The sequence below is a fragment of the Staphylococcus sp. GDY8P94P genome (assembly GCF_017892255.1).
Taxonomy (GTDB): domain Bacteria; phylum Bacillota; class Bacilli; order Staphylococcales; family Staphylococcaceae; genus Staphylococcus; species Staphylococcus cohnii.
In genome coordinates, this window is sequence record NZ_JAESKU010000015.1 from 196878 (window position 1) to 221255 (window position 24378).

Sequence of the window (24378 nt, forward strand, 5' to 3'; positions counted from 1 at the left end):
AAATTAAATGGAGCGTTTAAATTAATACTAAATAATACACTATTCTCTAAATTTATTGCTATAATACAAGTTATCACAATGTTTGAATATAAAATATAGTAAACTTATCTTCATATTAAAATTCAGAAATGAATTTTGTTTCATATTCTTTATGTTCGTGCTTTATTTCGTTTAAGTAGTAATATAAAATGATAAGAAGAAGATAAAATAGTTGGTTAATAGAGGTGTTTAGGTTGTCAAAGTTTTTTAGAAACAACAAATTGATTGTTATATTATGTGCAATCATTGTTTTTATCGCCTTGATTGGTGTTTCATTGCGATCCCAATCCCAATCACATGTTGAACAGTATGTTGGGGATACAGTAGCTTTTGGCCAAAAGGCTGTGAGTTATCCAGTCCATTTTATAACTGGATCTATCAATAGTATTTTTACCAGTGGTGATTCAAAAAAACAATCAAGTGAATTGAAACAGTTAGAGGCGGAAAATCAAAGGTTAAAGTCAGAGAATAAAAAGTACAAAAAAGAATTAGATATTGAAGATATATCTAAATTCGATCCAATTTCAAGCACAGTTCTTTCTAGAAACCCTGATCAGTGGATGAATACATTAGTCATTAATCAAGGGTCAAAAGATGGAATCAAAAATAATATGGCAGTAATGACTTCTGATGGTTTAGTTGGTCGAATCTCTAAAGTGAATCAATTTTCTTCACAAGTAGATTTAATATCAACAAACACAAGGGCAAATCGCTTATCTGTCAATATCCAACATGATGATAAAAACGTGTTTGGCCTCATAGACCATTATGATGCAAAAAAGGAAGAGCTAGTAATATCTGATATTAACAATAAAGACAGTGTTAAAAAAGGAGATAAGGTAGTTACAAGTGGATTAGCTGATCAGCTTCCAACTGGGTTATACATAGGTGAAATAGCAAAGGTTGAAAATGATGAGTATGGTTTAGCTAAAGAAGTAAGAGTGAAAACTGGTACTGATTTAGCTGATTTAAGTCATGTTTATGTTGCTAAAAGAGACCCTAATACAGTACCTGATACTGAAAGTGGTGATAATTAATGCGAACTTTTTACTACTTTCTAATAGGTATCATCCTTTTTTATATTGATACCGCAATTGCACTTGTCATACCTATGCAAATTTCTGGTAAAGAGATTATTTTTGTACCTCATTTAACGATTATGTACATCTTAATCATTAGTGTCTATAGAGGTTTTGGTGTAGCTCTGATTTTATCTACAGTATTAGGATTAATTACCGATTTATATTATGGTAGCTTTTACGGATTATATTTATTTGGCTATATTTTATTAGTCGTTATCATGGATTTTTTCTTCAAAGTATTTTATCGAGATCATTCGATGTTATTTACTATCGTATTGTTAAGTACACTCGTGTTAGAAATTTATGTAGCAGTTATTTATAGTGTTTTAGGATTAGTTCAATTTAATCTGTTTGAGTTTGTGATTTTTAGAATGATACCGACATTAATTCTAAATTTAATTTTATTAATTGTTTTGTATCCGCTAATAACTAAATTTCTCAAAAAAATCCAATTGAAGATTGACAGTGAAAGATCATAATGCTAAAATGCAGTAGTTGAGTAGTTTCTAGCTACATACAACCGCTCGGATTCAGGTTTAAGTACAAAGATGTCACCTGAGTTTGGCGTGACTTAAATTATAGGAGGTGCAAAGTATGTTTGCTATTATTGAAACAGGTGGAAAACAAGTAAAAGTTGAAGAAGGACAAGAAATTTTCGTTGAAAAATTAGACGTAAATGAAGGTGATTCTTTCACTTTTGATAAAGTACTATTTGTAGGTGGAGATTCAGTTAAAGTTGGTGCACCAACAGTTGAAGGTGCAACAGTTACTGCTACTGTAAACAAACAAGGTCGCGGTAAAAAAATTACTGTTTTCACTTATAGACGTCGTAAAGACTCTAAACGTAAAAAAGGTCACCGTCAACCATACACTAAATTAACAATCGACAAAATCAACGCGTAATTATGATTAATGTAGATGTTACATTAAATGATTCGGGTCAAGTAACAGACGTTATCATGGATGGTCATGCCGATCATGGTGACTACGGTTACGATATTGTATGTGCAGGAGCATCTGCAGTTATTTTCGGAAGCGTTAATGCTATAATGGGATTAACCTCTGAGAAACCCGACATTGACTACAGTGATGACGGTGGATACTTCCATGTTAGAAGTGTCGATACGAATAACGAAAAAGCGCAATTAATTCTTCAAGCAATGTTAGTCTCTTTGCAGACCATTGAAGAAGAGTACAAAGAAAATATTAGATTAAATTATAAGTGAGGTGCAACCAAATGTTAAAATTAAACTTACAGTTCTTCGCATCTAAAAAAGGGGTAAGTTCTACAAAAAACGGACGTGACTCTGAATCAAAACGTTTAGGTGCTAAACGTGCGGATGGTCAATTCGTTACTGGCGGTTCTATTTTATTCCGTCAACGTGGTACTAAAATTTATCCTGGTGAAAATGTTGGTCGTGGTGGCGACGATACATTATTCGCTAAAATCGACGGCGTTGTAAAATTTGAACGTAAAGGTCGAGACAAAAAACAAGTATCTGTATACGCAGCTGCTGAGTAATTTTTGTTCATGTTAACACCAGAAGTGATGACTTCTGGTGTTTATTTTTTGTCTTTATTTTCTAGTTATATAGAAAATGCTATAATATACAAGATATGTAAATTAAGTTTTATAAAAAAGAGGTGAAATCATGTTTGTTGATCAAGTTAAAATATCACTCAAAGCTGGTGATGGCGGTAATGGCATAACTGCATATAGAAGAGAGAAATATGTACCATTTGGCGGTCCAGCAGGTGGTGATGGTGGTAACGGAGCTTCAATTGTGTTCGAAGTAGATGAAGGTCTAAGAACGTTATTAGATTTCAGATACCAAACACATTTTAAAGCTAAAAGAGGTGAAGGTGGTCAAAGCAGTAATATGCACGGTAAAAATGCTGAGCATTTAGTATTAAAAGTACCACCAGGTACAATTATTAAAAGTGTAGAAACTGAAGAAGTTCTAGCTGATTTAGTAGAGAATGGACAGCGTGCTACAGTTGCAAGAGGTGGTCGTGGAGGACGTGGGAATTCCCGCTTTGCTTCTCCACGAAACCCTGCACCAGATTTTAGTGAAAACGGTGAACCAGGCGAAGAAATTGAGGTTACTTTGGAACTGAAACTACTTGCAGATGTTGGTTTAGTCGGTTTCCCTAGTGTTGGAAAATCTACATTATTATCAACAGTTTCTAAAGCAAAACCAAAGATTGGAGCTTATCACTTCACAACAATTAAACCTAATCTAGGCGTTGTTTCTACCAAAGATCACCGTAGTTTTGTGATGGCAGATTTGCCTGGACTTATACAAGGCGCTTCTGAAGGTGTCGGATTGGGTCACCAATTTTTAAGACACGTTGAGAGAACTAAAGTAATCGTGCATATGATTGATATGAGTGGTTCAGAAGGTCGCGACCCTTACGAAGATTATCAAGTTATTAATGAAGAATTAAAAGCTTATGAACATAGATTAGAAGACCGACCACAAATTGTAGTTGCTAATAAAATGGATATCCCTGATGCAGAAGATAATTTAACCATTTTTAAAGAACAATTAAATGATAAAAGTGTACGCATTATTCCCTTGTCTACAGTAATGCATGATAATATTGATGAATTATTATATGCTATAGCTGATACATTAGAAGAGGTCAAAGATGTAGATTTTAATGAGGAAGAAGAAGATTTAGGTGTTAATAGAGTAGTCTATAAACATACGCCTAGTCAGGATGCATTTACGATTACTAGAGACGATGATGCTGCTTACGTAGTGAGTGGTAAAGCTATAGAAAGAATGTTCAAAATGACTGACTTTAATAGTGATCCAGCAGTTAGACGTTTTGCGCGTCAAATGCGTTCAATGGGTATTGATGATGCATTACGTGAACGTGGTTGTGAAAATGGAGATATTGTAAGAATACTTGGTGGAGAATTTGAATTTGTTGAATAGGAGTGCTTGATATGGACAAAAATGAAAATAAAAAGTTTTATTTAATTCGTGAAGATGTGTTACCTGAATCAGTGGTTAAAACTTTACAAATCAAAGAAGTTTTGAAAAATGACCCATCATTGTCCATATTTGAAGCAGTGAAACAATTCGATTTATCTCGAAGTGCATTTTACAAATATCGTGATACGATATTTCCAGTTGACGAAAAATTAGAAGAAACAAGAGAGTTTACATTGATTTTGTATGTGAACGACATCATAGGTATGTTAGCTGAAGTTTTAAATACACTTTCTAAATTAGATTTGTCAGTGTTGACGATTCATCAAAGTATACCGATGGATGGTAGAGCTACCATTACACTATCATTAGATGGCAAAGGCACAAATTTAGAAATAGATGAAGTCATAAATGCATTAAAAAAGATTGAACATATTTCTAATGTGGAACTCATTAGTATGACGATATAAGGAAGTGTGACTGTGTACGCATATATTAAAGGAACTTTAACCGTTTTAAATCCCACGCATGTAGTTTTAGAGGCTTCAGGCGTAGGTTATGAGATTCAAACTCCAAACTCATATCGATTTCAAAAATATAAAGACCAAGAGATTTTGATTCATACTTCGTTGATTGTAAGAGAAGATGCACAGCTGCTTTATGGCTTTATTAATCAAGAGGAAAAAGATATGTTTTTAAGTTTAATTAAAGTGACAGGCATCGGTCCAAAATCAGCTTTAGCAATTTTAGCTAGTAGTTCACCAAACGAAGTAAAAATTGCAATTGAAAATGAAAATGATGCTTATTTAACAAAATTTCCTGGCATAGGTAAAAAAACAGCGCGTCAAATTGTTTTAGACCTCAAAGGTAAAGTACAAGTAACAGAGGAAGATAGCAGTCAATTGTTTAATGTGGACCAAAATAATCCGCAAGATTCTTCAATTGTAAAAGAAGCGTTACTAGCTTTAGAAGCACTGGGTTATTCTAAGAGAGAGTTAAATAAAGTTGAAAAAACTTTAGACAAGGAATCTTTTGAATCAATAGATGATGCAGTGAAGCGTGGTTTACAGTTGCTTATATCTTAAGTTTACTGAAATTTTTTGAAGGGGGAGATATAAATGGATGATAGAATGGTAGATCAGTCTATGCATGAAGATGAATCATCATTTGAATTATCTTTAAGACCAGAAAGATTACGCCAATATATAGGACAATCAACGATTAAATCAAATTTAGAAGTTTTTATAAAAGCAGCTAAAATTAGGAAAGAACCGTTAGATCATGTACTTTTATTTGGCCCCCCTGGATTAGGTAAAACGACTTTATCCAATATCATTGCTAATGAAATGGAAGTTAATATTAGAACCATTTCTGGACCGTCTATTGAACGACCGGGTGACTTGGCTGCTATTTTGTCTAGTTTACAACCTGGTGATGTATTATTTATTGATGAAATTCACAGATTGAGTAGTGTTGTAGAAGAAGTTTTATATCCAGCAATGGAAGATTTCTTTCTTGATATTGTGATAGGTAAGGGAGAAGAAGCGCGAAGTATACGTATTGACTTGCCTCCTTTTACATTAATAGGTGCTACAACCAGAGCCGGGAGTTTAACTGCGCCTTTACGTGATAGATTTGGTGTTCATCTTAGATTAGAATATTATAAAGAACATGAATTGAAAGAAATTATAATCCGTACCGCAGAAGTATTAGGTACGACTATAGATGATGAAAGTGCCATTGAACTTGCGAAAAGAAGCAGAGGTACGCCGAGAGTGGCGAATAGGCTGTTAAAACGAGTTAGAGATTTTCAACAAGTTAAAGAAGATGAATCGATAAGTATTGAAACTACAAAGCAATCTCTAGCATTATTACAAGTGGATGATGAAGGGTTAGATTATATCGATCATAAGATGATGAACTGTATCTTAGAACAATATAAAGGTGGCCCTGTAGGTTTAGATACAATCGCTGTTTCAATTGGTGAAGAACGTGTCACAATTGAAGATGTTTATGAGCCATTTTTAATACAAAAAGGTTTTATTGAACGTACACCAAGAGGGCGTAAAGCGACAGCGTATGCTTTTGAACATTTTAGTAAGAATGGAAAGAAGGAATAGTTTTGGATATTGAAGCATTTGATTATCATTTGCCAGAATCATTAATCGCTCAAACGCCTCTGAAAAATAGAGATGAGAGTAGATTGCTTGTGCTTGGTAGAAAAACTGGAAATATCGCACATAAACACTTTAAAAATATTATTGATTATATTGAATCAGGAGATACATTAGTACTTAATGACACCAGAGTGATGCCTGCACGTTTATTTGGTTTAAAAGAAGAGACAGGTGCAAAAGTAGAAATGTTGATGCTAACACAACTTGAAGATAATGATTGGGAAGTCTTATTGAAGCCAGCAAAAAGAATTAAAGTAGGCGACAAATTATCTTTTGGTGAAGGCAAAATAGTTGCTGAATGTCTTGAAACATTAGATCAGGGCGGAAGAATCATGCGTTTAAATTATGAAGGTATACTACAAGAACGTTTGGATGAATTGGGTGAAATGCCACTGCCTCCATATATTAAAGAACGCTTAGATGATCCAAATCGTTATCAAACTGTTTATGCAAAAGCATCGGGATCAGCTGCAGCCCCTACAGCAGGACTTCATTTTACTGATGAACTACTTGAACAATTAAGAGCTAAAGGTGTTAATATTGCATTTATTACTTTACATGTCGGGTTAGGTACATTTAGACCTGTGAGTGTTGAAAATATAGATGACCATGAAATGCACAGTGAATATTATCAAATGAATCAAGAAACAGCAGATTTACTAAATGCTACAAAAGCAAATGGGCACCGTATCTTTTCAGTAGGGACAACTTCTACTAGAACTTTGGAAACCATTATGCAAACACGTAACAATTTTGTAGCAGAGAGTGGATGGACCGATATTTTTATTTATCCTGGTTTTGAATTTAAAGCAATAGATGGTTTAATTACAAACTTTCATTTGCCGAAGTCAACGCTAGTGATGTTAGTTTCTGCATTTAGTTCAAGAGATTATATTTTGAACGCTTATCAACAGGCTGTCAAATCTGAATATAGATTTTTTAGTTTCGGTGATGCAATGTTAATTTTTTAGGAATGAAACGAAAGGAGTTTTTGTATGCCAGCTGTAACATATGAACATATAAAAACATGTAAACAATCTGGAGCAAGATTAGGAATCGTGCATACACCACATGGATCGTTTGAAACACCAATGTTTATGCCTGTTGGTACTAAAGCCACAGTTAAAACGATGAGTCCTGAAGAATTGCATCAGATGGAAGCAAAAATAATATTAGGAAATACATATCATTTGTGGTTGCAACCAGGAAATGATATTATCAAAAAGAGTGGGGGATTACATCAGTTCATGAACTGGAATGGTCCAATACTGACAGATTCAGGTGGTTTTCAAGTATTTAGTTTAAGTAATTTAAGAAAAATTACTGAAGAAGGTGTTGAATTCCGTCATCATACTAATGGTTCTAAATTATTCTTGAGTCCTGAAAAATCAATGCAGATTCAAAATGATCTTGGCTCAGATATTATGATGGCATTTGATGAATGTCCACCTATGCCAGCTGAATATCAATATGTAAAAGATTCAATCGAAAGAACAAGTAGATGGGCAGCTAGATGTTTACAAGCACATCAAAGACCTGAAGATCAAGCTTTATTTGGTATCATCCAAGGTGGAGAATATAAAGATTTACGTCAACAAAGCGCTGAAGAATTAGTAGCGTTGGATTTTCCCGGTTATGCTATCGGAGGTTTATCAGTTGGAGAACCGAAGCCAGTAATGTACGATATGGTTTCGCATACACAACAATTTATGCCTAAAGATAAGCCACGTTATTTAATGGGGGTGGGTTCACCAGATGCATTAATAGAATGTAGCATTAGAGGTATGGATATGTTTGATTGTGTATTACCTACACGTATTGCACGTAATGGTACATGTATGACTTCACATGGCCGTGTTACTATAAAAAATGCTAAATATGCTGAAGATTTAGGTCCACTTGATGATAATTGTGACTGCTATACTTGTAAAAATTATAGTAGAGCATACATAAGACATTTAATAAAAGCAGAAGAAACTTTTGGTATCCGTCTTACTACTTATCATAATTTACATTTCTTGCTGAAATTAATGGAAAACATCCGACAAGCTATTCGCGATGATCGTTTACTTGATTTTAAAGAAGAATTCTTTGAACAGTATGGACTAAATGTAGAAAACCCAAAAAACTTTTAAAAGGGAGAAATAACTATATGCAATTTACTTCATTGATATTACCGATATTATTATTAGTATTAATGTGGTTCTTCTTAATTAGACCACAACAAAAAAAGGCTAAAGAGCATCGTGAAATGATTAGCCAAATTTCATCAGGTCAACATGTTACTACTATAGGCGGAATTAAAGGTACTGTACGTAGCGTTGACGAAACTACAGTTGTATTAACTTTAAATGGCAATGGAACAGAAATCACTTTAGAAAAACCAGCTATTAAACAAGTTGATCCTTCATAAATAATCTTATGATTACGAACTGATATATACTATCAGTTCGTTTTTTGTTTAACAAAACCTAAAGATATTGGACTTTAAAGACATAGTTGGTGTTATAATGAAAGATAGATAAAATCAAATTTTTAAATAGCTTAAGTAATCATTACAATTGGTAACACTTACATTTAAAAAGAAGTTACAAATAAGTTAAGTTTGTTTTTACACTACATGTAATGTGTTAAAATATGTAAGGTTATTGAGAAATTTAATCGTTTAGTATATGAGAACGAAGGCGATTGAATTATGAATTTATAACATAAGCTTACAATGAGGTGTTCAAGTGAAGAAAAGTAGTAGAATAGTTGCATTTATATTGCTTGTAGTTCTATTGTTAGGCGGGATAGGACTTACATATAAAAATGTAGTTAAAAACGTCAGCCTCGGATTAGACTTACAAGGTGGCTTTGAAGTCTTATACCAAGTTGATCCCTTACAAAAGGGTGATAAAATTGATGATAAAGCTGTAAAAGCCACAGCAAAAACACTTGAAAACCGTGTGAACGTTTTAGGGGTTTCTGAACCTAAAATTCAAGTGGAAGATAAAAATAGAATTCGTGTACAATTAGCGGGTATCAAAAATCAATCTCAAGCTAGAGAAATTTTATCTTCACAAGCTAATTTAACGATTCGTGATGCTGATGACAATATCAAATTAACGGGTAAAGATATTCAACAAGGTTCAGCGAAACAAGAATTTAAACAAAATACGAATCAACCCGCAGTTACTTTTAAATTAAAAGATAGTGATAAATTTAAAAAAGTAACTGAAGAAATTTCTAAAAAAGATGAAAATGTCATGGTTGTATGGTTAGATCACGAAAAAGGTGATACTTACCATAAAGAAATGAACAAAAAAGATCCAAAATATGTGTCTGCTGCTTCAGTTGACAAACCTATCAATTCAGATAGTGTAGAAATTTCTGGTGGTTTTAAAGGTGAAAAAGGTATTGAAGAAGCAAAACAAATTGCAGATTTATTAAATTCTGGTTCATTACCTGTAGACCTTAATGAAATTTACTCTAATTCTGTAGGTGCACAATTTGGACAAGATGCTTTAGATAAAACAATATTTGCTGCAGCAATTGGTATAGCGGTAATTTATTTATTTATGTTAGGTTTCTATCGTTTACCAGGACTAGTAGCTGTTATTGCACTTACTGTTTATATTTATTTGACATTAGTTGCATTTAATTTCATTTCTGGTGTATTAACATTGCCAGGCCTTGCAGCTTTAGTACTGGGTATCGGTATGGCAGTCGATGCGAATATTATCATGTATGAACGGATTAAAGATGAACTGAAAATTGGACGAACGCTCAAACAAGCCTATAAAAAAGCGAATAAAAGTTCATTCTTAACCATAGTCGATGCGCAGCTTACAACAGTGATTGCTGCTGCTGTATTGTTCTTCTTTGGTGAAAGTTCTGTAAAAGGTTTCGCTACAATGTTGCTACTTGGCATTCTAATGATTTTTGTAACAGCAGTATTTTTATCAAGATGGTTACTTTCACTACTTGTTTCTTCAAATTTCTTCAAAAAATCATCTTGGTTATTTGGTGTCAACAAGCATCATATTGCAGATGTAAATGAAGGTAAAGAAGTTCATGATTTAAAAACACCGTATGAGCGTTGGGATTTCATGAAGCTAGCCAAACCATTATTGTCACTAAGCGTACTAATTTTAATCGTTGGTGCGGTTATACTGTTTATTTTCAAACTTAACTTAGGTATTGATTTTACAAGTGGTACAAGAGTTGATTTTGAATCGAAAGATAAAATATCTGAAGCGAAAGTGACAAAAACACTTGAGAATCAAGATTTTAAACCTACACAAGTTTCTTTAGGTGAAAATGGCAAAAATGCAACAGTACAATTCAAAAATGACTTATCTAAAGATGAAGTGTCAAAAATTAAGTACACGATTGATAAATCATTCGGTAATGATCCAACTGTTAATACCGTTTCACCAGTTATAGGTCAAGAATTAGCTAAAAATGCAATGATGGCGCTATTATATGCAGCTATCGGTATCATTATTTATATCACATTCAGATTCGAATGGCGTATGGGACTGTCCTCAGTGTTAGCACTGTTACACGATGCATTTATGATTGTGGCTGTATTCAGTCTGTTTAGATTGGAAGTTGACATTACATTTATTGCAGCTGTGCTAACTATTATTGGTTACTCAATTAATGATACGATTGTAACGTTTGACAGGGTACGTGAGAACTTGCATAAAGTTAAAGTGATTACGAAACCTGAACAAATCGATGATATTGTTAATAGATCAATTCGTCAGACAATGACGCGTTCGATTAATACAGTGCTGACAGTGATTATTGTCGTAGTTGCACTATTAGCATTCGGTGCACCAAGTATTTTCAATTTCTCATTAGCGTTGTTAATTGGTTTAATATCTGGTGTGTTCTCATCAGTATTTATAGCTGTTCCTTTATGGGGAATTATGAAAAAACGTCAGCTTAAAAAATCAGACGACAATAAACTTATTGTATATAAAGAGAAAAAATCAAATGATGAAAAAATATTAGTATAATTAATATTAAAACATGTACTAAAATAAAATAGGGTGGAGCAAAAGCGCACACTCTAAATGAAAGGCTAATCCATGGAACATGGATTAGCCTTTTTTATTGTTAATATTTGCGATTTTGACCGTGCATGCTTGCCTGGGGATATGGCTCGAGCCAGTAGTCTCTCACTCATATCATTTCCCTGGGCGTCCGCACGTTACAAAATCGTTTGAAATATTTCACAAGATACAAAATAAAAGGTTCATTTAAAACAACTCATTAACCCTAATAAATTGATGAAGTTCTTATTTTATAACCTTAATAACATGAATTAGCTTGAAATAATAAGTGATAAAGATTGGTCCTTTTTATATGGATAACTTACGATTTTGATCGTGCATGCTTGCCTGGGGATATAGCTCGAGCCTGTAGTCTCTCACTCATATCATTTCCCTGGGCGTCCACACGTTACAAAATTGTTTGAAGTTTTAAGTATGGTTGAAATAAAGGTTACCACTTTTTATTTTTCAAATTCTTTTGTATAATTGCTTGTGGAAATGAGGGAGAATAGTATGATTAAATCAAAATATAATTGGGACGTTAAATTACCTGAAGTTGAAATAGCAGAAAATATTGCAACAGATTTAAAGCTAACTCCTATTGTAAAAAAAGTTTTGGAAAGTAAAGGAATAACTGATGAAACTGATATTCGAAATCTTTTAGAAGGGGTTCAAATTACACATGACCCTTGGAAGATGAGTGATATGGATAAGGCTATTGAGCGTATCAATGTAGCGATAGATCAAAACCAAAAGATTTTAGTATATGGAGACTATGATGCGGATGGTGTCACTTCAACGACTATATTGGTTTCTACATTGAAAGAACTTGGTGCTCATGTAGGCTGGTATATACCGAACCGCTTTTCTGAAGGTTACGGGCCAAATGAATTGGCTTTTAAAAATGCTTATGATGAAGGGATATCATTAATTATAACAGTGGATAATGGTATTCAAGGGCATGATGAAATACAAATGGTTCAAGATCTAGGTGTTGATGTTATTGTCACAGACCACCATGAAATTGGTGAATCAATGCCTAATGCATATGCGATTGTCCATCCAATGCATCCTGAGTTTGAATATCCGTTTAAATATCTGTGTGGTGCAGGTGTTGCTTATAAGTTAGCTCAATGTTTATTGGATGAACCACCAGTTCATTTTCTAGGTTTGGTTGCTATTGGAACAATTGCTGATTTAGTATCCTTAACGGATGAGAATAGAACGCTGGTTCAAAATGGTTTAGCCTCATTAAATAAATATTGTCCGCCATCAATAAAAGCTATTTTAAACCAAGCTGGTTATAATGACGAAATAAATGAAGAAACTGTCGGATTTATTATAGGACCAAGGTTAAATGCTGTAGGGCGTTTAGAGGATGCTGCACTTGCTGCAGAGTTATTAATGACTGAAACAGAAGATGAAGCTATGTTTTTAGCTGAACAAGTTGAATTTTTTAATCAAGAGCGAAAAGATATCGTGTCTCAAATTACTGAAGAAGCGCTTGTAATGGCAGAAGAACAAGTACAGCAAGGTTCAAAATTCTTACTGTTAGCTCAAACAGATTGGCATGAAGGCGTACTTGGTATTGTAGCGTCAAGAATTGTTGAAACATACAGTCTTCCAACATTAATATTAAATATTGATGAAGCCCAAAACCACGCAAAAGGTTCAGCTCGAAGCATTGATCAAGTATCAATGTTTGAAATTTTAAGCGATTATTCACAGTTAATAACGAAATTTGGTGGACACCATATGGCAGCTGGGGTCACAATGCCTATAGAAAATGTTCAACAATTACAGAGTAGTTTAAATGAATGGATGGCACAATTAGCAGAAACAACTTCACTTGAACCACGTAAAAAAGTTGATGTAACTATTTCAGAAAGTGATATTACTATACAAAATATTAAAGATATTCAAAGATTGCGACCATTTGGTACAGATTTCACTAGTCCATGCTTCGAATTACAAGACGTCCTTGTTCAACAGGTAAAAGGTATTGGTCAAGAAAAAAAACACTTAAAACTCGTTATTGGCGAAAGTCAATTACAAGCAATCTTTTGGCAAAGCGGTCACTTAGTAAAAGAATTGGGTGTGCAACAACCTATCAATGTAATTGGAACATTACAAATTAATGAATGGAATGGATTTCAATCTCCTCAATTTATGATTGAAGATTTAGCAAGTCATAATTTACAGATTTTAGATTATAGAAGCAAAAACAAAGTAAATGAATTAAATGCAGATGCTGAGAATGTTGCTTACTTGATTCATCAAAGAAGTGAAAAGTTAGGTGAAAATTATCACTATTATGGTGATGAAATTATTAATAAGTATGATAAATACGTCTTTAGAGATTTGCCGACATCCATTAATGATTTAAAAACAACATTAAAAACAGTTGAGATATCCCAAATTTATCTCGTGTTAAATCATGATAGATCGATATACTTTGAAGGTATGCCAAAAATGGAAACATTTAAACAATGTTTTAAAGCACTTGCAGCTAAAAAAGAAACAAATTTAGCTAATGAAGGTGTACAACTAAGTAAATTTTTAAAAATTCAACCACATATACTTAAATTTATCTTGAAAGTTTTCTTGGATTTAGAGTTTATTCAAGTTGAAAATGGTATAATTAAATTAAATAATGTTTCAACAAAACGTGATATTGCTTCAAGTAAATATTATCAAAGTCGTATCGACAGAATTGAAGTTGAAAAGTTATTGCTTTATGAGGATTTTAATCGTTTGAAGCAATGGATAAAGGATGAATTGGTAGAATAATAGGAGGAAGTTTGTATGGATTTAAAACAATATGTATCTGAAGTATCAGACTGGCCACAACCGGGTGTTAACTTCAAAGATATTACAACGATAATGGACAATGGCGAAGCTTATGGTTATGCCACGGATCAAATAGTTAAATATGCAAAACTACGAGACGTTGATGTAGTTGTAGGACCGGAAGCTAGAGGATTCATCATTGGTTGTCCTGTTGCATATTCAATGGGTATCGGCTTTGCACCAGTGAGAAAAGAAGGCAAACTTCCTAGAGAAGTCATTCGTTATGAATATAATTTGGAGTATGGTACAAACGTATTAACTATGCACAAAGATGCAATTAAACCAGGGCAACGTGTGTTAATTACAGACGATTTATTAGCTACTGGCGGTACGATTGAAGCGGCTATTAAGTTAGTTGAACAATTAGGTGGTATTGTTGTAGGTATTGCATTTATTATAGAATTAAAATATTTAAAAGGTATTGAAAAAATTAAAGATTATGACGTAATGAGTTTAATTTCATACGATGAATAATCACATTTATAATTAAAGAAATTTTATAGCCAAATGAAAACATTTAAAATGATTTCATTTGGCTTTTTATATTTATAAATAGTTTTAATAATTCGTTAACTTAAATTATCTTTTATTTGTATTAAAAAATTAAAATTCAGCTACATTTTGCCAATTGTCTTATGTACGCATTTATTTATTTAATAACATGTAGTATTATATAACTATTATACATAATTTGACCTAATAGCGTAAAAATACGTTACAATCGATATAAAATAATACTGGGTATCTAATCGTGATTAATATTTAGTATAGGGGTGTCTTAAGTGAACAATGAATATCCATACAGTGTGGACGAAGTATTATCCAAAGCAAAATCATATTTGTCAAAAGAAGATTATGAATATGTATTGAAGAGTTACCATCTAGCTTATGAGGCACACGAAGGTCAATTTCGTAAAAATGGCTTGCCATATATTATGCATCCCATACAAGTCGCTGGGATTTTAACTGAAATGCATTTAGATGGCCCAACCATTGTTGCAGGTTTTTTACATGACGTGATTGAGGACACACCTTATACGTTTGATGATGTAAAAGGCATGTTTAATGAAGAAATTGCCATAATCGTAGAAGGTGTGACTAAGCTTAAAAAAGTAAAATATCGTTCTAAAGAAGAACAACAAGCAGAAAACCACCGCAAGTTATTTATTGCTATCGCAAAAGATGTGCGTGTTATTCTCGTTAAATTAGCGGATCGATTACATAATATGAGAACACTGAAAGCAATGCCAAGAGAAAAACAAATAAGAATATCAAAAGAAACTTTAGAAATCTATGCACCATTGGCACATAGATTAGGGATCAATACGATTAAATGGGAATTAGAAGATACAGCACTGAGATATATTGATAGTGTACAATATTTCAGAATTGTTAATCTTATGAAGAAAAAGCGAAGTGAGCGAGAAGAATATATACAAAATGCTATTAATCGCATAGATTCAGAAATGGAAAAAATGAATATAATTGGCGACATTAATGGTAGGCCTAAACATATATATAGCATTTATAGAAAAATGGTTAAACAAAAGAAACAATTCGACCAAATATTTGATTTATTAGCTATAAGAATTATCGTTAATTCAATAAATGATTGCTATGCAGTACTAGGTCTTGTGCATACACTATGGAAACCCATGCCAGGTAGATTTAAAGATTATATTGCTATGCCAAAGCAAAACATGTATCAATCTTTACATACAACGGTCGTTGGACCGAATGGCGATCCTTTAGAGATTCAGATAAGAACTTATGAAATGCATGAAATTGCAGAACACGGGGTTGCAGCGCATTGGGCATATAAAGAAGGCAAAAAGGTTACTGAAAAAACACAAAATTTCAATAAAAAATTAAATTGGATTAAAGAACTCGCTGAAACGGATAGCACTACCACCGATGCAGAAGAGTTTATGGAAACACTAAAATTTGATTTACAAAGTGATAAAGTCTATGCTTTTACGCCAGAAAGTGATGTAATAGAATTACCTTATGGTGCTGTACCAATCGATTTTGCATATGCTGTACATAGCGAAGTAGGAAATAAGATGATTGGTGCCAAGGTTAACGGAAAAATTGAGCCGATAGATTACGTGCTCAAAACTGGTGATATCGTTGAAATTAGAACAAGTAAGCACTCTTATGGTCCAAGTCGTGATTGGTTAAAAATTGTTAAATCTTCTAGTGCTAAAAGTAAGATACGTAGTTTCTTTAAAAAACAAGATCGGTCTTCTAATATTGAAAAAGGTAAGTTTATGGTCGAAGCAGAAATAAAAGACCAAGGGTACAGAGTAGATGCAGTTTTAACGGATGATAATATTGAAGTCGTAAAAGATAAATATAATTTTTCGAATGAAGAAGATTTATTTGCCGCAGTAGGGTTTGGTGGTGTAACAGCTTTACAAATTGTTAATAAGTTAACAGAAAAGCAACGCATTCAAGACAAACAAAAAGCATTGAATTCAGTGCAAGAAGTACAAAAATCTGTGCCAATTAAGGACGACATCACAACAGATAGTGGCGTATACGTTGAGGGAATTGAAAATGTACTCATTAAATTATCAAAATGTTGTAATCCAATTCCTGGTGATGATATTGTTGGATATATCACTAAAGGGCATGGTATTAAGGTGCATCGCACGGATTGTCCTAATATCAAAAATGAAAAAGACAGATTAATTAGCGTTGAATGGGTACGCTCTAAAGATGCGACACAACGTTATCAAGTTGACTTAGAAGTTACCGCTTATGACCGAAATGGATTATTAAATGAAGTTTTACAAGCCGTTAATTCCACTAAAAGTAACTTAGTTAAAGTTTCTGGTCGTTCAGATATTGATAAAAATGCAATCATTAATATTGGTGTTATGGTAAAAAATGTAAATGAAGTCTATCAAGTTGTTGATAAGATTAAACAACTTGGAGATGTTTACACAGTAACAAGAGTTTGGAATTAGAGGTGAAATACACATGAGGATTATTGTTCAAAGAGTGAAAGAAGCATCCGTTTCTAATGGTTCAATAGATAATAAAATAAATAAAGGCTTTTGTTTGCTTGTTGGCGTAGGTAAATCGTCTACAGAAGCGGACATTGATACATTAGTAAGAAAAATTGTGAATGCCCGATTGTTTGAAGATGAGAATGGCAAACTTAATTTGAATTTACAGCAAGTACAAGGAGAGATTCTTTCTATCTCACAATTCACACTATATGCAGATGTAAGAAAAGGTAATAGACCTGGTTTTACCAATTCAATGCCGCCCGAAAAAGCAAATGAACTTTATGAAAAATTTAATGAGGCATTACGCACTTATAACATAAATGTATTAACAGGAGAATTTGGCACAGATATGCTTGTTAATATTGCCAACGATGGCCCAGTGACAATTATTTATGAAAGTCAGGATGGCAAAATCGTATGAAAACAATCAATACTTGGCTAGATAAACATAATTTAAAAAATTTCTCTACACTTATTGTTACGTTAGCATTTGTCATATTTATTTTTATGCTCATCGCTTTTTTAAATCACAATGATGAAGATGCGAGTACGATATATATAACGGAAGATACTGATTTGAGAACAGGTCCTAATGCTGTATATCCTACTATTAAACCGGCTAATCAAGGTCAAAGTTATAATAAAATTGGTAAATCCGGCAAATGGATTGAAGTTGAATCAAGTAATCATAAAGATAAAGGTTGGGTGGCTGGTTGGCATACAAATCTAGATATTCAAGCAGATGCTAATGCTAACGATAAACCACTTAAAGATAAAACAATTGTACTTGATCCTGGTCACGGGGGAAGTGACCAGGGAGCTTCAAGTAATACAAAAAAGAAGAGCACTGAAAAAGTTTATACACTGAAAACAGCGAAAGAATTGAAAAGTCTTCTTGAAAAAGAAGGCGCGACTGTAAATATGACGAGAAGTTCAGATAGTTATGTTAGTTTGGACGATCGTAATATTAAAGGTGATGCTTTTATCAGCATACATAATGATTCGCTAAAATCTTCTAAAGCTAATGGAACTACAGTTTATTGGCTTCAAGATAATCAAAAAGCACTTGCAGAAACATTAAATCTTTACATACAAAAAAAAGCGTTACTGACAAATAAAGGCGCTCGACAAGAAAACTTCCAAGTATTGAGACAGACGAATGTCCCCGCTGTTTTATTAGAGTTAGGTTATATTAGTAATCCAACAGATGAAGATATGATAACGAATCAATTACATCGCCACATTGTTGAACAAGCAGTTGTCGATGGTTTACGTGCATATTTTTCAGAATAAAAAGGTTGCATATTAATCAATAACTCGTTATTATTAGATATGAATTCTATATTAAAACCGTTATTATTCTTGACTATGCTAAATGAAACGTCAACATTTTAAATGTGTAGAGACATAATTCGAGGCTGGAAAATTATGCTTAGTAGTTTAGTTATTAAAACACAAGAAGAGGTGCTTTATGAAATTAAAGCCGTGTGACGAACGTTATCCGTATGAAGTGGGTTGATATAGCTTATTGATAAACTATATCTAACCAAATAGGGTGGCAACACGGATATTCGTCCCTTGTATAACTGTATAGTTATGCAAGGGGCTTTTTATTGTATAAAAGGAGAGGTTTTATGATAAATATTCCTAGAGGAACACAAGACATTTTACCAAGCGAAACAAAAAAATGGCGATATATAGAAGCAAAATTAGATGAATTGATGGAATTATATAATTATGAAGAAATTCGTACGCCTATTTTTGAAAGTACTGAATTATTTGCACGTGGCGTTGGTGATTCTACAGATGTCGTTCAAAAAGAAATGTATACATTCAAAGATAAAGGCGACCGCAGTATCACTTTGAGACCTGAGGGTACTGCTGCAGTAGTACGTTCATATATAGAAAATAAAATGCAGGGATTACCTAACCAACCGATTAAATTGTACTACAATGGTCCAATGTTCCGCTATGAACGAAAACAGAAAGGACGTTATCGTCAATTTACACAATTTGGTGTAGAAGCCATAGGAGCAGAAAATCCTAGTATTGATGCTGAAATTTTAGCAATGGTCATGCATATTTATCAGTCATTTGGTCTTAAACATTTAAAATTAGTTATTAATAGTATTGGCGATATTGATTCGCGCAAAGAATACAATGAAGCCTTGGTTAAACATTTTGAACCAGTAATTGGCGATTTTTGTAAGGATTGCCAAGCACGTTTGCATACTAACCCAATGAGAATTTTGGATTGTAAAGTTGATAAAGATAAAGAAGCAGTGAAAACAGCACCGCGCATTACAGAATATTTAAATGATGATTCAAAAGCATATTTTGAGGAAGTAAAACAGCATTTAAACGATTTAGACATCAAATATGAAGAAGATCCTAACTTAGTAAGAGGCTTAGATTATTATACACACACAGCATTTGAACTGATGATTGATAATCCAAATTATGAAGGTGCGATTACGACTTTATGTGGTGGTGGCCGTTATAATGGTCTACTTGAATTGCTAGATGGTCCAAGTCAAACAGGTATTGGTTTTGCACTTAGCATTGAAAGATTGTTAATGGCATTAGAAGAAGAAGGCATTGAATTAGATGTTGACCATGATTTTGATTTATTTATCGTTACTATGGGTGAAGAAGCAGACCGTTATGCAGTAAAATTATTGAATGATTTACGTAAAAATGGCGTTAAAGCGGACAAAGATTATATGGAACGTAAAGTTAAGGGACAAATGAAACAAGCTGATAGACTGAATGCCAAACATACTGTTGTTATTGGTGATCAAGAATTAGAAGAAAAAAATATTAATGTAAAAAATATGGAAACCGGAACATCAGAACGTATTGATTTAAATGAACTTGTTAACTATTTTAGAAATTAAGGAGAAGATATCATGAGTAAACGTACAACATATTGTGGTTTAGTGACTGAATCATTATTAGAACAAGAAGTTATATTAAAAGGTTGGGTACATAATCGTAGAGATTTAGGTGGACTTATCTTTGTAGATTTACGTGACCGTGAAGGTTATGTGCAAATTGTATTTAATCCAGACTTTTCAGAAGAAGCCTTGCGTATAGCTGAAACAATTAGATCTGAGTACGTTGTAGAAGTAAAAGGTATTGTAAAAAAACGTGACCCTCAAACAGTAAATCCCAAAATTGCTACAGGTCAAGTTGAAGTACAAGTTTCAGATATTGAAATTATTAATAAAGCCGAAACACCACCATTTGCATTAAATGAGGATAATCAAAATGTGGATGAAAACATAAGACTAAAATATAGATATTTAGATTTAAGACGTCAAGAATTAGCACAAACTTTTAAGATGAGACATCAAACAACACGTTCAATTAGACAATATTTAGATGGTGAAGGTTTCTATGATATAGAAACACCTGTGCTAACTAAATCAACACCTGAAGGTGCGCGCGATTATTTAGTACCATCCCGTGTTCATGAAGGTGAATTTTATGCATTGCCTCAATCACCACAAATATTTAAACAATTGTTAATGATTAGTGGCTTTGATAAATATTATCAGATTGTTAAATGTTTCCGTGACGAAGATTTACGTGCAGACCGTCAACCAGAATTTACGCAAGTTGATATTGAAATGAGCTTTGTTGATCAAGAAGACGTCATGGATATGGGCGAAGAAATGTTACAAAAAGTTGTAAAAGATGTAAAAGAAGTGGAAGTGCCGCGTCCATTCCCAAGAATGACTTATAATGAAGCAATGGCACGTTTTGGTTCTGATAAACCAGATACACGTTTTGGTATGGAATTAATTAACGTTTCAGAACTTGGTGAAATCATGGACTTTAAAGTCTTCAAAGATGCAGTAAATAACGATGGACAAGTGAAGGCAATTGTAGCTGAAGGTGCATCTGATAATTACACTAGAAAAGATATTGATGCTTTAACTGAATTTGTTAATATATACGGTGCGAAAGGTTTGGCGTGGGTAAAAGTAGTTGAAGAAGGTTTAAACGGCCCTATAGCTAAATTCTTTGAAGCAGACCATGTTGAAAAATTAAAATCGTTGACTGGTGCAAAAGCTGGAGATCTAGTGTTATTTGTAGCTGACAAACCTAATGTTGTTGCTCAAAGTTTAGGTGCGCTAAGATTAAAATTGGCTAAAGAATTAGATTTAATTGATGAAAGTAAATTAAACTTCTTATGGGTAACAGACTGGCCATTGCTTGAATATGATGAAGAGTTAAAACGTTATACTGCTGCGCATCATCCATTTACAGCACCAAAACAAGAAGATATTAATAAATTAGATACTGAACCTGAAAATGCTCAAGCTAATGCATACGATATTGTGTTAAATGGTTATGAACTCGGTGGCGGTTCTATCAGAATTCATAATGAAGGTTTACAATCAAAAATGTTTAAAGTATTAGGATTTACTGAAGGGCAAGCTAGGGAACAGTTTGGTTTCTTATTAGATGCATTTAAATATGGCGCACCACCACATGGTGGAATTGCTTTAGGTCTAGACCGCTTAGTGATGTTGTTAACTGGTCGTACGAATTTACGCGACACAATTGCATTCCCTAAAACGGCATCTGCAACTTGTTTATTAACAAATGCGCCTAGCGAAGTATCAGAAAATCAATTAGAAGAACTATCATTAAGAATTAGACATTAATTTTTACCAAGTCTTTATTCTTGCTAAATTCCAATAATGTGTTATTATACTTGCATAAGGTAGTCATCTGTCGTGTTCGTAAGTTTGCTTCATATTTGGGCCTAACACTCTTTGATCCGGGAGCCCAATAGGTTTTCTTGCAGCGCACACGCCTCTTAAGGAGGACTTGCAAAACAAGAAACAGGGCACCCACCTGTTAATAGCAGGCCGAATGATCAAGCAATTTATAACTACGGCACGCACGGACTCTATCGGTACGCAAGACTTCGGTCTTGCGTATTTTTTATATCGTTATAAATTAACAGAAAATATTGTTTTACAAATAATCAGCAAGCAAAAATGTTATGATAATAGTATTCGCTAAATAAGGAGTTTAAAAATGAAACATCAATTTTCGAGAAATGAATTGGCATACGGCCAAGAAGGTTTAGATTTATTAAAACAAAAAACCGTTGTTGTTTTAGGAGTAGGAGGCGTTGGCTCATTTGCAGCTGAAGCATTAGCTCGTACTAATATAGGCCATATTATATTAATAGATAAAGACGATGTTGATATAACGAACGTTAATCGTCAACTACATGCATTAACATCTACAATTGGTCAAAGTAAAGTAACATTAATGGAAGAGCGCATTAAATTAATCAATCCTGAATGTAAAGTCACATCGCTTCATATGTTTTATACAGAAGAAACATATGAAGACTTGTTTAATAACTATGACATAGATTATTTTTTAGATGCGAGTGATACACTTATTTACAAAGTTCATCTTATGAAAGAATGTCTTAAAAGAGGTATTTCTGTTATTTCAAGTATGGGTGCCGCAAATAAAACAGATCCTACACGTTTCCAAATTGCAGATATTTCTAAAACTTATATGGATCCAATGGCTAAATTGATACGTCGTAAATTGAAAAAGTTAGGTATATACAAAGGGATTCCTGTAGTATTCTCAGATGAAAGTCCAATCGTCATAAGAGAAGACGTCAAAGAAACAGTTGGCGATGCAAATGCCCCAACTAGAAAAGGGCAAATGCCACCATCCTCAAATGCATTTGTACCTAGTGTTGTAGGACTCATATGTGCAAGCTATGTAGTGAATGATATATTAAAAGATATACCCGTAACAAGAATCAAGGATAAATAAAGGAATTAAACAACCGCGTTTAACACAAGCACTCTTTTGTAATGTGTTAACGCGGTTGTTTGATATGGTTGTAAATTAACTTTTATTTTGTTGCGCCTTATTGATGTTGTCAAAAATTGATTTAAGCTGTTGCTCAGTTTTTGATGTTGTTTTAGGCGTATAGTAAATTTTGTTTTTTAATTTGTCTGGCAAATATTGTTGTGGTATAAAACCATTGTCATAATTATGAGGATATTTATAGCCTATTGCTCTACCCAATTCTTTGGCACCTGAGTAATGCCCATCTTTTAAATGATCGGGAATTTGTCCTACATGACCTTTTCGAATATCTGACAGTGCTGCATCGATAGCAGTGATTCCAGAATTAGATTTAGGTGACAGACATAATTCAATTACCGCTTGACTCAAAGGTATTCTTGCTTCTGGAAAGCCGAGTCTTTCAGCAGATTCAATCGCTGCTAAAGTACGTTGTCCAGCACCTGGTGAAGCTAAACCTATATCTTCATAACTAATAACTAATAATCTTCTGACAATAGTAGGTAAGTCTCCAGCTTCTATCAAACGTGCTAAATAATGCAATGCTGCATTAACATCACTGCCTCGAATTGATTTCTGAAATGCACTCATCACATCATAGTGCATATCGCCATCCTTATCACTGACAAAAGCACCTTTTTGCAAGCAATCTTTAGCATCTTCCAATGTAATATGTCTTTGATTATCAACCACCTCAGAACTGAGTACGGCTAATTCTAAAGCATTCAGCGCACTTCTAACATCTCCTTGGCTTTGTGTTGTGAAATAATTCATCGCTTCTTCATCAATGATTGGATTGTATGAAGCTAGACCACGTGTTTCATCGGTTAGCGCTCTTTCTAAGGAAACTTTTATGTCGTTATCATCTAATGGGTATAACTCAAAGATTTGTGCTCTTGATCGAATTGCAGGATTAATCGCATGATATGGGTTTGAAGTTGTAGCACCAATTAATACGATTTTTCCATTTTCAAGATGAGGCAATAAAAAATCTTGCTTCGCTTTATCTAAACGATGAATCTCATCTAATAATAGAATGACTTGTCCAGACATTTTTGCTTCTTCGACAATGAGTTGCATATCTTTTTTAGTATTAGTTACAGCATTTAGTTGGCGGAATTTAAACTGAGTACTGCCTGAAATAGCTTTAGCGATACTCGTTTTGCCAATCCCAGGAGGACCATAAAAAATCATGGACGATAATCGTTTGGTATTGACCATTCTGCGTATAATACCTTTGTCACCAACTAAATGATCCTGTGAAATGATTTCATCAATATTATTTGGTCGCATTCTTGAAGCGAGTGGTTCGTTCGTCACAATCTTTCACACCTTTCTAATATTATCTTAACGTAAAAAATGATAGA

Annotated in this window: 22 protein-coding genes, 1 other RNA gene and 1 other annotated feature; of the genes, 22 read left to right on the top strand and 1 reads right to left on the bottom strand. The window is 33.5% G+C overall.

Annotated features, from left to right (window positions below):
* Nucleotides 1-233 precede the first annotated feature (233 nt).
* The 22 genes from mreC to KA926_RS10470 all read left to right on the top strand — a co-directional run bounded on the left by mreC (nt 234) and on the right by KA926_RS10470 (nt 22975).
* Nucleotides 234-1076 (top strand): rod shape-determining protein MreC, encoded by an 843-nt coding sequence (gene mreC / locus KA926_RS10365; RefSeq protein ID WP_210144271.1) that lies wholly within the window; start codon nt 234-236, stop codon nt 1074-1076.
* Nucleotides 1076-1600 carry a rod shape-determining protein MreD gene (gene mreD, locus KA926_RS10370; protein WP_210144272.1) on the top strand — a complete coding sequence of 175 codons (525 nt, stop codon included), beginning with the start codon at nt 1076-1078 and terminating at the stop codon, nt 1598-1600. The genes mreC and mreD overlap by 1 nt, the downstream gene beginning before the upstream one ends.
* A gap of 29 nt (nt 1601-1629) precedes the next feature.
* Nucleotides 1630-1703, top strand: a sequence feature (ribosomal protein L21 leader region).
* Nucleotides 1704-1715: 12 nt separating this feature from the next.
* Nucleotides 1716-2024, top strand: a complete 309-nt coding sequence (rplU, locus tag KA926_RS10375) for a 50S ribosomal protein L21 (protein ID WP_019468505.1) — start codon at nt 1716-1718, stop codon at nt 2022-2024.
* 2 nt (nt 2025-2026) lie between these two features.
* Complete coding sequence (locus tag KA926_RS10380) at nt 2027-2347, top strand: ribosomal-processing cysteine protease Prp (RefSeq protein WP_107384778.1); 321 nt, start codon at nt 2027-2029, stop codon at nt 2345-2347.
* An 11-nt stretch (nt 2348-2358) separates the two neighbouring features.
* On the top strand, nt 2359-2643 hold the full coding sequence (gene rpmA, locus KA926_RS10385; RefSeq protein ID WP_019468507.1) for a 50S ribosomal protein L27: 285 nt from the start codon (nt 2359-2361) through the stop codon (nt 2641-2643).
* Nucleotides 2644-2773: 130 nt separating this feature from the next.
* Nucleotides 2774-4066 (top strand): GTPase ObgE, encoded by a 1293-nt coding sequence (obgE, locus tag KA926_RS10390; protein ID WP_210144273.1) that lies wholly within the window; start codon nt 2774-2776, stop codon nt 4064-4066.
* 11 nt (nt 4067-4077) lie between these two features.
* Nucleotides 4078-4533 carry an ACT domain-containing protein gene (locus tag KA926_RS10395; protein WP_210144274.1) on the top strand — a complete coding sequence of 152 codons (456 nt, stop codon included), beginning with the start codon at nt 4078-4080 and terminating at the stop codon, nt 4531-4533.
* Between the two features lie 12 nt (nt 4534-4545).
* Nucleotides 4546-5148: a Holliday junction branch migration protein RuvA gene (ruvA, locus tag KA926_RS10400; protein WP_210144275.1), complete on the top strand. Its 603-nt coding sequence runs from the start codon at nt 4546-4548 to the stop codon at nt 5146-5148.
* 33 nt (nt 5149-5181) lie between these two features.
* On the top strand, nt 5182-6183 hold the full coding sequence (gene ruvB / locus KA926_RS10405) for a Holliday junction branch migration DNA helicase RuvB (protein ID WP_107384782.1): 1002 nt from the start codon (nt 5182-5184) through the stop codon (nt 6181-6183).
* Nucleotides 6184-6185: 2 nt separating this feature from the next.
* Nucleotides 6186-7211 carry a tRNA preQ1(34) S-adenosylmethionine ribosyltransferase-isomerase QueA gene (queA, locus tag KA926_RS10410; RefSeq protein WP_210144276.1) on the top strand — a complete coding sequence of 342 codons (1026 nt, stop codon included), beginning with the start codon at nt 6186-6188 and terminating at the stop codon, nt 7209-7211.
* Between the two features lie 24 nt (nt 7212-7235).
* Nucleotides 7236-8375 carry a tRNA guanosine(34) transglycosylase Tgt gene (gene tgt / locus KA926_RS10415; protein WP_210137455.1) on the top strand — a complete coding sequence of 380 codons (1140 nt, stop codon included), beginning with the start codon at nt 7236-7238 and terminating at the stop codon, nt 8373-8375.
* A gap of 17 nt (nt 8376-8392) precedes the next feature.
* Nucleotides 8393-8653: a preprotein translocase subunit YajC gene (gene yajC / locus KA926_RS10420; RefSeq protein ID WP_019468514.1), complete on the top strand. Its 261-nt coding sequence runs from the start codon at nt 8393-8395 to the stop codon at nt 8651-8653.
* A gap of 319 nt (nt 8654-8972) precedes the next feature.
* The gene (gene secDF, locus KA926_RS10425; RefSeq protein ID WP_210144277.1) at nt 8973-11249 is read left to right on the top strand and encodes a protein translocase subunit SecDF; all 2277 of its coding nucleotides are present in this window, start codon (nt 8973-8975) and stop codon (nt 11247-11249) included.
* 549 nt (nt 11250-11798) lie between these two features.
* A complete protein-coding gene (recJ, locus tag KA926_RS10430; protein ID WP_210144278.1) occupies nt 11799-14075 on the top strand; it encodes a single-stranded-DNA-specific exonuclease RecJ in 2277 nt (758 codons plus the stop codon).
* A gap of 15 nt (nt 14076-14090) precedes the next feature.
* Complete coding sequence (locus KA926_RS10435; RefSeq protein WP_107384787.1) at nt 14091-14609, top strand: adenine phosphoribosyltransferase; 519 nt, start codon at nt 14091-14093, stop codon at nt 14607-14609.
* Nucleotides 14610-14917: 308 nt separating this feature from the next.
* Nucleotides 14918-17107, top strand: coding sequence for a RelA/SpoT family protein (locus KA926_RS10440; RefSeq protein WP_181187618.1), 2190 nt, complete (start codon nt 14918-14920; stop codon nt 17105-17107).
* Between the two features lie 13 nt (nt 17108-17120).
* On the top strand, nt 17121-17573 hold the full coding sequence (gene dtd, locus KA926_RS10445; RefSeq protein ID WP_210144279.1) for a D-aminoacyl-tRNA deacylase: 453 nt from the start codon (nt 17121-17123) through the stop codon (nt 17571-17573).
* Nucleotides 17570-18445: an N-acetylmuramoyl-L-alanine amidase family protein gene (locus KA926_RS10450; RefSeq protein ID WP_210144280.1), complete on the top strand. Its 876-nt coding sequence runs from the start codon at nt 17570-17572 to the stop codon at nt 18443-18445. Before dtd ends, KA926_RS10450 begins: the two co-directional genes overlap by 4 nt.
* A gap of 341 nt (nt 18446-18786) precedes the next feature.
* A complete protein-coding gene (hisS, locus tag KA926_RS10455) occupies nt 18787-20049 on the top strand; it encodes a histidine--tRNA ligase (protein WP_210144281.1) in 1263 nt (420 codons plus the stop codon).
* Between the two features lie 12 nt (nt 20050-20061).
* Nucleotides 20062-21828: an aspartate--tRNA ligase gene (aspS, locus tag KA926_RS10460; RefSeq protein WP_210144282.1), complete on the top strand. Its 1767-nt coding sequence runs from the start codon at nt 20062-20064 to the stop codon at nt 21826-21828.
* A gap of 61 nt (nt 21829-21889) precedes the next feature.
* Nucleotides 21890-22080: non-coding RNA, 6S RNA (gene ssrS, locus KA926_RS10465), on the top strand.
* Nucleotides 22081-22207: 127 nt separating this feature from the next.
* Complete coding sequence (locus tag KA926_RS10470; RefSeq protein WP_210144283.1) at nt 22208-22975, top strand: tRNA threonylcarbamoyladenosine dehydratase; 768 nt, start codon at nt 22208-22210, stop codon at nt 22973-22975.
* A 75-nt stretch (nt 22976-23050) separates the two neighbouring features.
* On the opposite strand, the gene KA926_RS10475 is transcribed toward KA926_RS10470, so the two are convergent.
* Nucleotides 23051-24331: a replication-associated recombination protein A gene (locus KA926_RS10475; protein WP_210144284.1), complete on the bottom strand. Its 1281-nt coding sequence runs from the start codon at nt 24329-24331 to the stop codon at nt 23051-23053.
* Between the last annotated feature and the right edge of the window lie 47 nt (nt 24332-24378).

Coding starts and splice junctions, on each gene's coding strand:
- ruvB (WP_107384782.1), top strand. CDS start 5,182: ATGGATGATAGAATGGTAGATCAGTCTATGCATGAAGATGAATCATCA.
- tgt (WP_210137455.1), top strand. CDS start 7,236: ATGCCAGCTGTAACATATGAACATATAAAAACATGTAAACAATCTGGA.
- hisS (WP_210144281.1), top strand. CDS start 18,787: ATGATAAATATTCCTAGAGGAACACAAGACATTTTACCAAGCGAAACA.
- KA926_RS10470 (WP_210144283.1), top strand. CDS start 22,208: ATGAAACATCAATTTTCGAGAAATGAATTGGCATACGGCCAAGAAGGT.
- yajC (WP_019468514.1), top strand. CDS start 8,393: ATGCAATTTACTTCATTGATATTACCGATATTATTATTAGTATTAATG.
- rplU (WP_019468505.1), top strand. CDS start 1,716: ATGTTTGCTATTATTGAAACAGGTGGAAAACAAGTAAAAGTTGAAGAA.
- dtd (WP_210144279.1), top strand. CDS start 17,121: ATGAGGATTATTGTTCAAAGAGTGAAAGAAGCATCCGTTTCTAATGGT.
- recJ (WP_210144278.1), top strand. CDS start 11,799: ATGATTAAATCAAAATATAATTGGGACGTTAAATTACCTGAAGTTGAA.
- mreD (WP_210144272.1), top strand. CDS start 1,076: ATGCGAACTTTTTACTACTTTCTAATAGGTATCATCCTTTTTTATATT.
- KA926_RS10395 (WP_210144274.1), top strand. CDS start 4,078: ATGGACAAAAATGAAAATAAAAAGTTTTATTTAATTCGTGAAGATGTG.
- rpmA (WP_019468507.1), top strand. CDS start 2,359: ATGTTAAAATTAAACTTACAGTTCTTCGCATCTAAAAAAGGGGTAAGT.
- aspS (WP_210144282.1), top strand. CDS start 20,062: ATGAGTAAACGTACAACATATTGTGGTTTAGTGACTGAATCATTATTA.
- KA926_RS10380 (WP_107384778.1), top strand. CDS start 2,027: ATGATTAATGTAGATGTTACATTAAATGATTCGGGTCAAGTAACAGAC.
- KA926_RS10435 (WP_107384787.1), top strand. CDS start 14,091: ATGGATTTAAAACAATATGTATCTGAAGTATCAGACTGGCCACAACCG.
- KA926_RS10450 (WP_210144280.1), top strand. CDS start 17,570: ATGAAAACAATCAATACTTGGCTAGATAAACATAATTTAAAAAATTTC.
- obgE (WP_210144273.1), top strand. CDS start 2,774: ATGTTTGTTGATCAAGTTAAAATATCACTCAAAGCTGGTGATGGCGGT.